Below are 14,175 nucleotides of genomic sequence, written 5' to 3' on the forward strand. Positions count from 1 at the left end.
GTGCCGGACGGTCGGACGCCGGACGGCGGGCCGTCGGACTACCGGGTACCCGGGGCCGGAGCCGGCGGTTCGCCGCGCTACGGCTACGACCCGGTCACCGGTCGCGATCCGTACGACGGCCTGGGCGGGCCGCTGCCCGGCCCGGGCGGCCCCCCGGGGCGCCCGGGCCCGAGTCCGGCCCCCCGCCCTGCCGACCCTCCGGGTGCCGGCCCGTCCGGGCGTCCGGCGCCGTCCGCGGGGGAGCCCGCCGGTCCGCCGCCCGGGCCGGACCCGTTCCGCCCGGGGGTCCCCGGCGCCGGCGCCGGCACGCCGCGTCCGGTCGCGGAGGAGCCGCCGCGCTGGCGCTCCCGGGCCGTGGACCCGCAGCAGGCCGACCTGTCGGGCATGTTCGGCGACTTCGACGACGACCCCGAGCCCGGGCCCGCCCCCGGGCCCGAGTCCGACCCGGTGTCTCCGCCCGGCCGCCCGCCGACGACGGCCCCGCCCACCACACCGCCGCCGTCGCGCCCGCCCGCCGACCCCGTCACCCGGACCGACTCCGCCACGGGAGAACCCTCATGACCTCGCCCCGCCCCGAAGCCCCCTCCCGGGCCCGCGTCCTGGACTTCGCGGCCCGCACCGCGGACCTCCTCGACCGCGCCGCCCGCGGCACCGAAGCCGAACCCGCCGAAGCCGAACCCGCCGAAGCCGCACCCGCCGAGGCCGCCGACGCCGCCGGGGCCGACGGCACCCCCGGAACCGATCCGGCGGCCGACGGCGCCCGGCGCGTCCGCGCGGAGGCCGCCCGAGCCGCCGAGGGCGCCGCCGCCCTGGTCGTCGTCGGGGAGAAGAAGCGCGGCAAGAGCTCCACCATCAACAGCCTGGTCGGCGTCTGGGACCTCCTGCCGGTCGACGCCGACGTCGCCACCGGCGTCCACGTCGTCGTCCGGCACGGCGACCGTCCGCGCGCCGAGGCGTACCTGCTGCCCGTCGGCACCCGGCCCCCGGAGCCCGCCCCCGGGGCCGGGGCCACCGCCGCGGCCGGGGCCGCCGACGCCGCGACCCGTCCCGAGCCGATCCCGCTGGAGCGGATCGCCGAGTACGCCGCCGTCGACCCGCTCACCGGCCGCCCGCACCGCCTCGACGTGCACCACGTCGAGGTCGAACTGCCGGTCCCGCTGCTCGCCGCCGGCCTGGAACTCGTCGACACCCCGGGCGTCGGCGGTCTGGTCAGCGGTCACGCCCGGCTCGCCCTGGCCGCGCTGGAGAACGCCGACGCGCTGATCTTCGTCGTCGACGGATCCAGTGAACTCACCCGTTCCGAGCTGGAGTTCCTGGCCCGGGCGACCGAGCGCACCGCCGAGACGGTCTTCGTGCTCACCAAGACCGACAGCCACGACGCCTGGCCCGCCGTCCTCGAACGCAACCGCGAGCTGCTCGCCCGGCACGCTCCCCGGCACGCCGAAGCCCCCTGGTTCCCGGTCAGCAACCGGGCCCGCCGGGACGCGGCCGACGCCGCCGGGGCCGGCGAACTCGACGATGCGGCCGAACTCCTGGAGGAGAGCGGTTTCGAGCCGCTGGACGCCCTGCTGCGCCGCCGGATCGCCGCCCGCGCCGCCGACCTGCGGCTCGCCAACGTGGTGCACGTCGCCCTGGCGGCGCTCGCCACCCCGCTGGCCGGGCAGGAGCTGCGGATGCGCTCGCTCCAGCAGGACCCGACCCTGGCCGCCGACGTCGAACGGGCCGAGGAGGCGCTGCGCCTGCTCCAGCCGGAGAGCGCCCAGTGGCGGCGGGTGCTGACGACCGGTGCCCGCGACCTCAAGAACACCCTCCAACTGGGCTTCCGGCGCAGCCTCAACGACGTCCGCCAGACCGCCGAGGCGAAGATCGCGACCTCCGAACCCGGCGCGCTGGCCCAGGACTTCCCGGCCGAGCTGGAGGCCCAGGTGGAGGCGGTCTGGCTGCAGCTGGACAACGCCGCGCGGCGCGGCCTGGCCGTGCTGGAGGAGCGGGTCCGGCACGAGTGCGCCACCGTGCTGGACACCGCCGGGGCGGACGGCGCCCGGCCCGGCGCCGAACTCGCGCTGGTCGGCGACGGTTCCCTGATCCGTGCCGAACGCGGCGCCGCCGGGCAGCCGATGGTGACCACCAAGCACCCGGACGGCGGCCCGATGGGGGTGATCGAGAGCGTGATCCCCTCGCTCGGCACCGCGACCACCTTCAGCACCGTGGTCGCCCTGGTCACCGGCAGCGTGCTGGTGCCCGCGGTGGCGGGCTACGCGATGCTCGCCGTGCTCACCCGCCGCCGCCGGCAGCGGGCCGAACTCGGCCGGGTGCGCGGGGACGCCACCCGGCACCTCAACCGGGTCCTCACCGAACTGAGCACCGAGATCCCCGCCCAGATCACCGGTCACGTCGACGAGCTGACCGACCGGCTCGGGGTCGCGCTCGACCAGGCGATCGTCGCCGAGCGACTCCGGCTGGAACGCCAACTCGCCGACCACCGGCGCAACCTGGCCACCGCCGCCGCCGACCTCGCCGCCGCCCGGGACCGCACCCGCCGCCGGATCGGCTCGCTCACCGCCCTGCGCGACGAAGGGCTCGCCCTCGCCCACGCGCTGGGAACGGCCGGGGGCCGTCCCGACCGGGAACGGAGCTGACCGGATGGACCTCACCAACCTGCGGGTGGTCGCCCTCGGCCACAGCAGCGCCGGCAAGAGCAGCTACCTCGCCGCGATGTTCACCCACCTCGCGGCCGGCCGCAAGGGCTTCCGGATGGTCACGGCCGACCGTGCGACCGCGGACCGGCTGACCGGCGCGGGCAAGCAGCTGAGCCGCGGCGTCTACCCGCCGCCGACCTCCCGGCCCACCGACCTGAAGGCCGCTCTGGAGTACGGGCGCAAGGAGGTCGTGGGCTTCCACTGGACGGACTACCGGGGCGGGGCGCTGACCAGCTCGGCCGCCGACGACCCCGAGGCCGGGCAGCTGCTCGACCGGCTCACCGGCGCCGACGCGGTGGTCGTCTTCGCCGACGCCCACCGGCTCGCCACCGACCCCGACTCCCACGACGAGGTGCGCCGCACCGTCGTCCTGCTGCACCGGGCCGTCGGCGACGGGTCCGCCCCGCTGCCGATCGTGCTCGCCCACACCAAGGCCGATCTGCTGACCGACGCCGCTGCCTGGGCCCGGGCCCGCGCCGCCACCGCCCCGCTGGAGGAGCTGCTCGGCAGCGGCGGACGGGTGCGCGGGACGACGGTCGCGCTCTCCTGCGGGCCCTCGCCGCGCGGGATCGCCGTCCCCGTCCTGTGGTGCCTCTCCACCCTGCTCAGCCACCGGGCGGACCACGTCGCGGAGCAGCTGGCCATGTCCAAGGGCATGGTCAAGGACCTGCGCAAGGAGGCCAACGGGGTGGACAGCCTGGTCTCCTGGTTCAAGGGCGTGGAGAGCGCGGCCAAGCGGCTCAAGTACTGGGAGGAGCTGGCGCGCGAGGAGAAGGCCGAGCTCGCGGGCCTGGCCCGGCCGGCCAGGCGCCTCGCCGGACTGCTCGCCCGCGAGCAGCGCGGCACCGCCCCGCCGGCCGGCACCACCGCTCCGGCGGTGGCGCGGTGAGCCTCCGCGGGCCCGGGGAGGCGTCCGGGCCCGCCCCCGGCCCGGCGCCCGGTCCCGAACTCGCCCCGCTGGTGGCCGCGTTCTGCACCGAGCTGGCCGGGTGGCTGCCGCCCGGCCAGCCCGCCGACGGGGTGCGCGCCGTCCGGCAGCGGCTGGCCGAGCACACCCTGCGCGTCGCCGTCGGCGGGCGGATGAACGCGGGCAAGTCCACCCTGGTCAACGCCCTGCTCGGCCGTCGGCTGGCCGCCTCGGCCGCCACCGAGTGCACCACGGTGGTCGCCTGGTTCCGCCCCGGCCCGCTGAACCGGCTGCGCGTCCGGCGGCGCGACGGCACCGACCACTGGCAGGCCGGCGGGCTGCCGCGCGACCCCCGCGACCTCGGTGTCCCCGCCGAGCAGATCGCCGAGGTGGTGGTCGAGGCCGCCGGGCTGCGGCCGGCGGGCGACTGCGTGCTGGTGGACACCCCGGGTCTCGACTCGCTGAGCGGTCTCGACGGACCGGCCCTGGACGCCCTCGCCCGCGCCGACGCGATGATCTACGTCATGCCGCACCCCGGCGCGGGCGACGCCGAGGCGCTCGGCGCCCTGCGGGCCCAGGCCGACGGCCGGATGACGGCGCTCAACGCCGTCGGTGTGCTCAGCCGCATCGACCTGCTCGGCGACGGCCACGGCGACCCGTGGCCGCGCGCCCGTCAGGTCGCCGCGACCAACGCCGGCCGGCTCGCCGGACTGGTCGACGGTGTGCTCCCGGTCGTCGGACTGCTCGCCCAGACCGCCCTCGGCGACGACTTCACCGAGCCGGACGCCGCCCTCGTCCGCCGGCTCGCCGACGCCCCCTCCGGGGACCTTCGCCGGGCCCTCTACTCGGGCCGGCGCTTCCTCGACTGGGACGCCGCGCCGCTCGACCGGGCCGAACGCGAGCGGCTGTTCGGCCTGTTGGGCGTCTACGGCGTCGACACCGCGCTGACGGCCGCCCGCCGCGCCGCCGCCGCGGGCCGGCCGCTCGGGGCCGCCGCCCTGCTCGCGGAGTTCCGCGCCGCCTCGGGCATCACCGCCGTCGTCGAGCACCTGCGGCAGCGCTTCGTCGACGCCGCCGACGTGCTGCGCTCGACCGCGGCGCTCGGCGCCGTCGAGGCGGCCCTCGGCCCGGCCGCCGCCCTGGGCGGCACCGGCGCCGTGCCCGCCGAGGTGCTGCGGCAGGCCCGCACCCGGATCGGCCGGCTGCGCCGGCACCCGGAGCTGCGCCGCCACGAACTCGCCACCGCGCTCGCCGCGGTGGCCGGCCACCGGCTCGAACTCGACGAGGACGCCACCGCCGCCCTGATCGCCCTCGCCACCGGCCGCACCCCCACCGCCCGGCTGCGCCTGCCCGCCGACACCCCGGCGGCCGAGCTGCGCCGGGCGGCGGCCCGGGCGGCCCGGGACTGGCGGCGCCTGGAGGACGGCCCGCTGCGCGACGTCGGCCGCCACGCACGGACCGCCCGCGAGCTGTGCGAGGGCATCTACTTCGCCACTCCGCCCGCCTGACCGCGCCCCGACGGGCACCTCGGCCGCCCGTCACCCTCCCACCGGAAGGAACCACCGTGAGCGATCCCGACCAGAGCTGGGACGACGGGCGACTGCACCGGGACGACGTCATCGAGGCCGCCGACCACACCGCCTACGAGTCCCCGTCCGACTACCACCAGGGCGAGAACGGCCACGAGCCCGACCCCCACCACGACCACGCGGCCCACGACGGCTGGTGACGCCCCCGCCGCCCGGGCCGCCGGTCCGGGCCGTGCACGGCCCGCCGTCCCCCGTCCGACGGCGGGCCGGAAGCCGGGGCGGGGCGCACCGCGCACCCCGCCCCGTCGCCGGTGCCACTGCCGGGTGCTCTCCACTCTTCCTGTGCCGGGAGCCGGGGCCGGAACCGCCGGTGCCGGGGCAGGGTCAGTGGTGCGGCCCGTGCCAGCCCTGGTCGGTCTGGGGGTCCGGCGGGTCGTACGCGTCGTGGCCGTCGTGGCCGTGGTGACCGTAGTGCTCGTGGAGGTCGTGGGAGTCGTGGGAGTCGTCGTACGGGGTGCCGTGGTGCGGGTCGTCCGCCCAGGGGTCGGCGTCGTGGGGGTCGTGGTGGTGGTCGCCGTCGTCGTGCCGGCCGTCGGGGTGCCCGCCGCCGTCGCCGTGGTCGCCGTGGTGGGCCGCGTCGTCCTCGTGGTGGTGGTGCGGGGAGGTGCCGTCGTGGTGGTGGTGCGGGTCGTCGCGGTGGGGGTGGAGGGCCGGGGTGGCGCCCAGGGCGGCGCCGGCCGCGGCGTCGCCGAGGCCCCGCAGGAGGGCCGAGCCCGCCGAGCGGCGGCGGGAGCCGGGCGGGTTGGGGGAGGCCAGCGCCACCACCGCGCCCGACCGGGGGGTGCTCAGCCAGGCGCGGGTCTCGAAGCGCTTGGCCGGGACGGTGACGGTGATCCGGGTGAAGTCCTCGGTCGGCAGCCCCTCCAGGCCCGGCTTGAAGGCGTCGTTGAACAGATCGTCCGCGACCACCAGGGCCAGGTCGGTGTCCGGCGTGTTCCGGAGGGCGTCCCGGGTCTCCTGGCAGTCCAGCAGGCGGCAGGCGGTCTCGATCGAGTGGGCGACGAAGCCCAGGGCCCCGCGTTGCACGCCGCCCTGGGCGAGGGCCGCCCGGATCCGCAGCCGCCCGGCGGTTCCCGGCGCCCGGTTGATGGTGTGCAGCGCGTCGCGCAGGCCGAGGACGAGCCCGGGCAGGGCCTTGGCCTCGTCGCTGCCGGCCGGGAGCAGGAGCAGTTGGCCGTCGCCCCGGTCCTGGGCCTCGCAGCGGGCACGGTCGATGCCGCCGCGCCGGCAGGCGTGGTCCAGCGCCCGGTCCAGCCGGTCCTGGGTCTTCTCCTGGACCCGGTAGGGCCGGCCGCTGTACGCCTCGATGTCGACGACCAGGCAGATCCGGCGCATCCGGGGAGTCACGGTCCCGCTCATGCCTGGTCACCGCCGTCCGACGGGAGCGGCAGCCCGGCCGCCCGGGAGAGCAGGGTGCGGTCACGGACGACGAGTTCGCGGTAGCTGGTGCGGACGGCGCCCTGGTCCCGCAGGGTGCGCAGTGAGCGTTCGACGCTGGCGGGGGAGAGCCGGGCGAGTGCGGCCAGGTCGGCGTGGCTGAGCGGGATGTCGATCCGCAGGCCTTCCTCGGTGGGTGTGCCGTAGGAGCCGAGCAGGGTGTGCAGGGTGCGGGCGAGCCGGGCGAGGCCGGTGCCGTGGCCGGCGTCGACCCGGTGGCGGGTGGCCGTGCGGAGCTTGCGGGCGACCGAGCGCTGCACGGCGAGGGCGGCGGCGGGCCGGTCGGCGAGGAAGTCGAGGAAGGCCCGGGCGCCGATCTCCCGGGTGGTGCTGGTGCGGACGGCCAGGACGCTGGCCGAGCGCGGTTCACCGTCCAGCACGGAGAGTTCACCGATCAGTTCACCCGGCAGTCGGACGGCGAGCAGCGCCTCGCCGCCGTCCCCGGTGCCGGCGACCACCTTGACGCAGCCGGTCAGCAGGAGGGCGGTCCGGTCGCCCGGTTCGCCCTCCAGCATCAGGACCTCGCCCGGCCCGTAGACCCGCCGGGTGCCCAGCCGGCCGAGTTCCCGCAGGTCCGTGGCGTCGAGTCCGGTGAACGGGCCGCGCGGGAAGGGAAGGGGCCGGGCGCCGCCGGGTCTTCCGGAGTCCGTTCTCCGCGCGGTCATTTCGTGCGCGCTGTGCATGGTGCCTGCCCCCACCCGGTCGGCAACCCCGCCCCAACGGGGCTATTCGGTACGGAAGATAGCGCACCGCCCGGCGCGGTGTCAGTCCCGGCGCACCGCGCGCCCCGGCCCGCCGTTCCGCCCGGTCGGTCGCCGGCGAACGACAACGCAGGCCGGTTGCCGCGCATCTGACGATGCGTCAGTCTGTGGGCAGTCGACACCGGAGGGGGCCGGATGATGGTTCCATGGCAACGCCTGCGCAGGGTCTGCGCGGTTCTCGGCACGGCCGCCGCGCTCGCGGCGGGCGCCGGCGGGGTGTTCCCCGCCTCGGCGGCGGTTCCGGAGGGCGTCGTGCAGGGCGAGGGATCGCCCGGCGCCGTTCCCGGCAGCTATCTGGTCGTGCTCAAGCCGTCCGCCGGCCAAGGGGGTTCGGTGGCATCGGGCGCGGCCTCGCTGGCCCGGGCGTACGGCGGATCGGTGCGCCGCAGCTACGACGCGGCGCTGCGCGGCTTCGCGGCCGACCTCACCGCCGGGCAGGCCCGCCGGCTGGCCGCCGACCCCGCGGTGGCGGTCGTCTCGCAGAACCGCCGGGTGAGGCTCGACGGCGTGCAGACGGCGCCCGCGTCCTGGGGCCTGGACCGGGTCGACCAGCGACGCTTCCCGTACGACGACCGCTACGCCTACCCGGACACGGCGGGCGCCGGAGTGACGGCGTACATCGTGGACACCGGGGTGCGGATCACCTCGGAGGAGTTCGACGGCCGGGCCTCCTACGGCTACGACGCGATCGACGGCGACACGGTCGCGGAGGACGGCCACGGCCACGGCACCCATGTCGCCGGGACGGTCGCGGGCAGCACCTTCGGCATCGCCAAGGCCGCGAAGATCGTCGCCGTGCGGGTCCTGAACGACGACGGCGAGGGCACCACCGAGCAGGTGGTCGCCGGCATCGACTGGGTGACCGGGCACGCCGTCCGCCCGGCGGTGGTGAACATGAGCCTCGGCAGCGAGCCGGACCCGGTGATGGACGCGGCGGTCGCCGGTTCCATCGCCTCGGGCCTGACGTACACGGTCGCCGCGGGCAACCAGAGCATCGACGCGAGCGGGCACTCGCCGGCGAGGGTGCCGACCGCCGTCACCGTCGGCGCGAGCGACCGCGGCGACGCCGAGGCCTCCTTCTCCAACTACGGCCCCCTGGTGGACCTCTACGCGCCGGGCGTGGACATCACCTCGGCCTGGTACGTGACCGACTACGCCGGCCTGGGCATCGACATGTCGGGCACGTCGATGGCCGCCCCGCACGCGGCGGGTGCCGCCGCGCTGTACCTGGCGGCGCACCGGACCGCGACTCCCGCCCAGGTGTCGGCGGCGCTGACCTCGGAGGCGACCACCGGCTCGCTCCACGGGCTCGGCCAGGGCTCCGCGAATCGGCTGCTGTACACCGGCACGGTGCCCAACCGGACGCGCGGGCCGCGCTTCGCGCCCGCCGGGCCGTTGACCTTCGAGGGGCGCGGCACGTTCGAGTCCGCGGTGACCGTCACCGGGGTGGCCGGCCGGGCCCCGCGCGACCTGGACGTCGCGGTGAACATCTCCTACTGGTGGCGCGGTGACCTGAAGGTCGAGCTGGTCGCTCCGGACGGCGCGGTGTTCCTGCTCCACGGCACCGACATAGGGGAGGCCTACACGGACCTCGTCGCCCTCTACGGCGTCGACGCCTCCGCGCACACCGCCAACGGCGTCTGGCGGCTGCGGGTCACCGACGTCGGCGGGTACTTCCCCGGCACGGTCAACTCCTGGTCGCTGCAGTTCTGACCCCTGGTGTCCCGGGCCCCGCTGTTCCGGTCCCCGGTGCCCTGGCCGCCGCTGTTCCGGTCCCGGGTGGCCCGGCCGCCGGGGCCGGGACACCGGCCGGAGCGGATCAGTACGCCTCCAGGGCGGCCGCCTCCTCCCGGATCAGCTCGCGCAGCGCGGCCAGCGAGGGGCGTCGGTCGTCCAGGCGCCACTGCAGCTCCAGCGGCAGGGTGGCCCGGCCGGCGGTCCGGACGGTCACCACGTCCTCGGTGAGGTGCCCCGTCATCGAGGCGGGCACCAGCGAGAACGCGCGGCTCTGCGCCAGCAGGTAGAGCCGGGAGCCGACGATCCGCGCCGGGCCGACCAGCACCGGCGGCTCCACCCCGTGTTCGGCGCAGAGCGCCAGCACGTGGTCGTAGTAGCGCGGGCTCTGCTCGCGCGGCCAGAGCAGCAGCGGCAGGTCGCCCAGTTCCCCGAGCCGGACGGCGTCCCGCGCGGCCAGCGGGTGGTCCCGGCTCAGCGCGACCCGTACCGGCTCGTCGGCGATCCGCTCCCGCCGGTAGCCGGGGACGTCCTCCAGGAAACGGCCGAGGCCGAGGTCGGCGAGCTCGGCGGCCAACGTCGACGAGACCCGGCCGGTGTCCACCGAGTGTTCCGCCAGGACCAGCTCCGGCAGCTCCCGCTCCGCCCGGCTGACCACGGCCGGCAGCAGCCGGTTGACCACGGTGGGGGAGGCGACGATCCGCGCCGTGCCCAGTCGGGTCTCCTCGTGCAGCCGCACCCGGGCGAGCAGCGAGTCGGCCTGGGCGAGCAGCCGCGCCGACTCGGCGCCCATCACCTCCCCGGCGGCGGTGAGCCGCACCGCCCGCCGGCTGCGGTCGAACAGCTCCACCCCGACGGTCCGCTCCAGCCGGGCGACCTCCTGGCTGACCGTCGGCTGGGAGATGTGCAGCCGCTCGGCGGCCCGGCCGAAGTGCAGGGTGTCGGCCACCGCGAGGAAGACCTCCAGCTGGCGCAGGGTGAGACTCATAGTCCGGAGTCTATGGGAAGGGCCGGTATTCATTCTGGATGCCGATGTGACCGCTCCCTAGGCTGAGGCCACCGCTGCCACACCGTGGTGGCAGCCTCACAGGGAGCACACGCCATGACCGGACTGCCCATCCACATCTCCGACGAGGTCGCCGAGGCCGTCGCCGCCGGCGCCCCCGTCGTCGCGCTGGAGTCGACGATCTTCACCCACGGGCTGCCCCGGCCGCGCAACCTGGAGGTCGCGCTGGAGGCCGAGGAGCGGCTGCGGTCCACCGGCGTCGTCCCGGCCACCATCGGCGTGTACGCGGGCGTGCCCACGGTCGGCCTCTCGGCCGGCCAGATCGAGGAGCTGTCCGGGGCCGACGACCTCGACAAGGCGAGCCTGCGCGACCTCCCGGTGGTCGCCGCGCTCGGCCGCCACGGCGGCACCACCGTCGCCGCCACCGCGTTCCTGGCCCACCGCGCCGGCATCCGGGTCTTCTCCACCGGCGGCCTCGGCGGCGTCCACTTCGGCGCCTCGGAGAGCTTCGACGAGTCCGCCGACATGACCACCCTGGCCGCCACCCCGGTCACCGTGATCAGCGCGGGCGTGAAGTCGATCCTCGACATCCGGGCCACCCTGGAGCGCTTCGAGACCCTCAACATCCCGGTCATCGGCTACCGCACCCGCAACTACCCCGGCTTCTACGTCACCGACTCCGGCCACCGGATCGCCTACCGGGTCGACACCCCCGAGGAGGCCGCCAGGGTGATCGAGGCCCGCGACGGGCTGGAGCTGCCGCAGGCCGTGCTCATCGCCAACCCGGTCGACCCGGACAAGCAGCTCCCGCCGCAGGAGCTGGACGCGCTGCTCACCCGCGCCTGGGCCGAGGCCGAGCAGCAGGGCATCACCGGCAACGCCTCCACCCCGTTCCTGCTCGACTACATCCAGCGCGACACCCGGGGCCGCAGCCTGGAGGTGAACGTCGAGGTCTACCGGGGCAACGTCCGGCTGGGCGGCGAGATCGCCACTGCGCTGGCCGCCGCCCGAAGCGAGGGCTGACCGGTGCTCGGAGTGCTCGGCGACCTCGTCGAGGACATCGTCGTCTGGGTCGACGGCCCGTTGCGGCACGGCACCGACTCCGAGGCCAGGGTCTTCCGGCAGCGCGGGGGCAGTGCCGCCAACGTCGCGGCCTTCGCGGCCGGCCAGTGCCCGACCCGCTTCCTCGGCTGCGTCGGCGACGACCCGGCCGGGCGCGGTCTGGCCGACGCCCTGGCCGCGCAGGGCGTCGACGTGCGGGTCGCGCACCGGGGGAGCACCGGCAGCATCGTCGTCCTCATCGACCGGGACGGCGAGCGCACCATGCTGCCCGACCGGGGAGCGGCCACCCTGCTGGAGCCCGTCCCGGACGCCTGGCTGGACGGGCTGACCCATCTGCACGTGCCCGCCTACTCCTTCGACGGCGAGCCGGTCGGTACGGCGGCCGTCGACGCGCTGCGCCGGGTCCGCGCGGCCGGCGGGACCACCTCGCTGGACGCCTCCTCGACCGGCATGCTGGAGGGCTTCGGCCGGGAGCGCTTCCTGGCGCTCGCCGCCGGGCTGGCGCCCACCCTGCTGTTCGCCAACCGGGAGGAGTCCGCCTGGCTCGGGCTGCTCGCCGACGGGCGCCCCGGGCCGGAGCGCGCGCGGCTCGCGGCCACCACGGTGGTCACCAAGTCGGGGGCCGAGGCGACCACGATCGACGTGCCGGGGGAGGAGCCGTGCACCGTGGCGGTACCGCCGGTGCGCGAGGTCCGCGACCTCACCGGCGCGGGCGACGCCTTCGCGGCGGGCTTCCTCGCCGCCTTCCTGGACGGCCGGCTGACCGGTACCGGGCTGGGCGCGGCCGGACTGCGCGAGGCCGCCGCGCGCGGACACCGGTGCGCGGCGCGGGTGCTGGCCTCGCCCGGTGCCTCCTGCCCGCAGGACTGAGCCGGTCCGGGCCCGCCGGTGCGCGAGGGCCCGGACCGTGCGGGCCCGGACCGTGCGTGCCTGGCGGGGACCGGCGGGAGGGGTTGCCGACGAGGGTTTTGTCGGGGACACGCTCACCAATGGCGCAGCGTCCGACCGGCGGCGCACCGCGTCGGGTAGGCAGGGCTCGTTCCTTCGCCCACCCGACAAGGGGTTCGTCATGACCGTCGCCCGATCCACCGTCCGCACGGCCGCCTCCGGGCTGCTGCTCGCCGCCACCCTGCTGGCGGTGCCGCTGGCCGCCGCCGGGCCGGCCGCCGCGGAGGGCCCGCGCAACGAGCGGGAGGCGGCCGTCTGCCGCCAGGTCCTCGGCAGTCTCCTCGGCTTCGCCGGGCCGACCGCGAGCGCGGTCTGCGCCGTCCAGGGCAAGGAAGGTGCGTCGACGACCGGATGAGCGGGGCGGCCGGGGCCGGGCCGGGGGTCGGGGGAGCGGCAAGATCATGTCATCATGGTTACTGACAGGTAATCGCATGATGCCCCGTCAGTGAACCGTGTACGACCGTAAGGAAGAACCATGCGTCGACGCATCCCCGCCCTCGTGCTCACCGCGGCCCTGGCCGGTGGCGCCGTTGCCACCCTCGCCCAGGTCGCGACCGCCCCGGCCGCGGCCGCCGCCTCGATCACCGTCAACATCAACCAGCTTCGCCAGCAGGTCGCCGACCTGCGGCAGAAGGCCGCCACCCTGGACCACTACGGCGCCCGTGCCGAGGCCCGCAAGGCCCGTGCCCAGGCCGACGCGATCCAGCGCCGGATCGACCAGCTGGAGAAGTCCGAGCGCGAGGCCGGCCGCCGCTTCTGACGGCCGCCGCCGCTTCCGGTGGTCGCCGGGAGGCGGTGGGCCGGCCCCTCCGGCCGTCGCCCTCCGCCTCCGGCCGCCGCCCGGCGGTCACCGCGGCGCCGTCCGTTCCGCCCTCCGGGGCCGGGTCGGGCGGCGCCGTCGTGCCTCCGCAGGCCCGGTGCGGGCGGTCCGGCGGCCCGTTCCGCCGCCCGGTACACGAAGAATTGACGCCCCGTCGACACTCCCGTAACGCCTTGATCGGCAATCGGCCACCTGGGTCGGAACAGCCCCCACCACCGGCGCGGGACGGGCCGCGCCCGCCCTGCGCCCACCCGCGGGCGCCCCGGACCTGCACGGTCGCGGACCGCCCGGCGGACGTCGGTGACCCCGGGGGCACCCGTGGCGCCGGCCCGGCGGCCCGGCGGACGGAACGGGACCGATCGGCGTCCGGGCAGGTGGAAGGGCCGGGCCGCGGCCCTCCGGCCGGTGGCCGGATCCCTGCTCGACCGGCCGTGCGACGCGTAGTTGGCTCTGAGGCGCGGGGCCCGGCCGGGGACCTCGAACCACCCCTCCCCGGCACCGGCCGTGCGACCACGAGCCGGCGTCCGCCGGCCCGGCGGCGGTGACCGGTCCGATTCCGGCCACCGCCGTCCCACGACTCGAAGGGGGAACAGCACATGCGCTCCACGAAGATCACCCGGCCGCTCGTCGGCCTCACCCTCGCCCTGGGCATCGCCGTCGGCGGCGTGGCCGGCGCGGGCGCCGCCACCGCGACCCCGGCCGCCCCGGCCGTCCAGCCGGCGGCCGGCTCCCAGAGCATCCTCGCGGTCCAGAACTTCGGTCTGAGCACCGCGCAGGCCAAGAACGTGCAGAACTGGCTGAAGACCTGGTGGGGCTACGGCGGCGCGATCGACGGCCAGCTCGGCACCGAGAGCTGGAAGGCGTTCCAGCGCAACCTCAAGGAGAACTGGGGCTACACCGGTGCCATCGACGGCGACCCGGGCACCAACACCGTCAAGGCGCTGCAGCGACTGCTGAAGGACGGCGGCTGGGGCTACACCGGCGCGATCGACGGGATCGCGGGCGACGGCACCCGGGCGGCGTTCAAGGACTTCGCCAACGGCATCTGATCCGACCTGCGGGGATCGCGGACCCGCCCGCGATCCCCGCAGGACCCGCACGACGGCCCCCCCGCCTCCCCCGGCGGGCCGGTGCGCTATCCAGGCCGACGCCGCAACAGTACGCAAAGGAACCGGGAGGTGAGAACCCATGACCGCAGTGCCGGAACGGGTG

General features: G+C 76.6%; 13 protein-coding genes. 10 read left to right on the forward strand and 3 right to left on the reverse strand.

Annotated features, from left to right (window positions below; genetic code table 11):
• Positions 1–557: 557 nt before the first annotated feature.
• The 4 genes from ACFCX4_RS26090 to ACFCX4_RS26105 are packed head-to-tail and all read left to right on the forward strand — an operon-like array spanning position 558 to position 5,335.
• Positions 558–2,639, forward strand: coding sequence for a dynamin family protein (locus tag ACFCX4_RS26090; protein WP_376146976.1), 2,082 nt, complete (start codon positions 558–560; stop codon positions 2,637–2,639).
• Between the two features lie 4 nt (positions 2,640–2,643).
• Positions 2,644–3,588: a hypothetical protein gene (locus ACFCX4_RS26095; protein ID WP_376146979.1), complete on the forward strand. Its 945-nt coding sequence runs from the start codon at positions 2,644–2,646 to the stop codon at positions 3,586–3,588.
• Complete coding sequence (locus ACFCX4_RS26100; RefSeq protein ID WP_376146982.1) at positions 3,585–5,114, forward strand: dynamin family protein; 1,530 nt, start codon at positions 3,585–3,587, stop codon at positions 5,112–5,114. Before ACFCX4_RS26095 ends, ACFCX4_RS26100 begins: the two co-directional genes overlap by 4 nt.
• 56 nt (positions 5,115–5,170) lie before the next feature.
• The gene (locus ACFCX4_RS26105; protein ID WP_376146985.1) at positions 5,171–5,335 is read left to right on the forward strand and encodes a hypothetical protein; all 165 of its coding nucleotides are present in this window, start codon (positions 5,171–5,173) and stop codon (positions 5,333–5,335) included.
• 184 nt (positions 5,336–5,519) lie between these two features.
• On the opposite strand, the gene ACFCX4_RS26110 is transcribed toward ACFCX4_RS26105, so the two are convergent.
• Positions 5,520–6,554, reverse strand: a complete 1,035-nt coding sequence (locus ACFCX4_RS26110; RefSeq protein WP_376146988.1) for a hypothetical protein — start codon at positions 6,552–6,554, stop codon at positions 5,520–5,522.
• Positions 6,551–7,297, reverse strand: coding sequence for a Crp/Fnr family transcriptional regulator (locus tag ACFCX4_RS26115; protein ID WP_376146990.1), 747 nt, complete (start codon positions 7,295–7,297; stop codon positions 6,551–6,553). Before ACFCX4_RS26115 ends, ACFCX4_RS26110 begins: the two co-directional genes overlap by 4 nt.
• A 231-nt stretch (positions 7,298–7,528) precedes the next feature.
• On the opposite strand from ACFCX4_RS26115, the gene ACFCX4_RS26120 reads away from it, so the two are divergent.
• Entirely contained in the window at positions 7,529–9,106 is a 1,578-nt protein-coding gene (locus ACFCX4_RS26120; RefSeq protein WP_376146992.1) for a S8 family serine peptidase, read from the forward strand.
• Positions 9,107–9,212: 106 nt separating this feature from the next.
• On the opposite strand, the gene ACFCX4_RS26125 is transcribed toward ACFCX4_RS26120, so the two are convergent.
• On the reverse strand, positions 9,213–10,115 hold the full coding sequence (locus tag ACFCX4_RS26125) for a LysR substrate-binding domain-containing protein (protein ID WP_376146995.1): 903 nt from the start codon (positions 10,113–10,115) through the stop codon (positions 9,213–9,215).
• A 114-nt stretch (positions 10,116–10,229) separates the two neighbouring features.
• Between ACFCX4_RS26125 and ACFCX4_RS26130 the strand changes: the two genes are divergently transcribed.
• From ACFCX4_RS26130 to ACFCX4_RS26150, 5 genes are all read left to right on the forward strand, one after another.
• Entirely contained in the window at positions 10,230–11,156 is a 927-nt protein-coding gene (locus ACFCX4_RS26130; protein WP_376146998.1) for a pseudouridine-5'-phosphate glycosidase, read from the forward strand.
• A 3-nt stretch (positions 11,157–11,159) separates the two neighbouring features.
• A complete protein-coding gene (locus ACFCX4_RS26135) occupies positions 11,160–12,065 on the forward strand; it encodes a carbohydrate kinase family protein (RefSeq protein WP_376147001.1) in 906 nt (301 codons plus the stop codon).
• A gap of 199 nt (positions 12,066–12,264) precedes the next feature.
• On the forward strand, positions 12,265–12,498 hold the full coding sequence (locus ACFCX4_RS26140) for a hypothetical protein (protein WP_376147004.1): 234 nt from the start codon (positions 12,265–12,267) through the stop codon (positions 12,496–12,498).
• 120 nt (positions 12,499–12,618) lie between these two features.
• The gene (locus ACFCX4_RS26145) at positions 12,619–12,903 is read left to right on the forward strand and encodes a hypothetical protein (RefSeq protein ID WP_376147007.1); all 285 of its coding nucleotides are present in this window, start codon (positions 12,619–12,621) and stop codon (positions 12,901–12,903) included.
• A 656-nt stretch (positions 12,904–13,559) separates the two neighbouring features.
• Complete coding sequence (locus tag ACFCX4_RS26150; protein WP_376147010.1) at positions 13,560–14,012, forward strand: peptidoglycan-binding protein; 453 nt, start codon at positions 13,560–13,562, stop codon at positions 14,010–14,012.
• The last annotated feature ends 163 nt before the right edge of the window (positions 14,013–14,175 follow it).

The sequence above is a fragment of the Kitasatospora sp. NPDC056327 genome (assembly GCF_042261735.1).
Taxonomy (GTDB): domain Bacteria; phylum Actinomycetota; class Actinomycetes; order Streptomycetales; family Streptomycetaceae; genus Kitasatospora.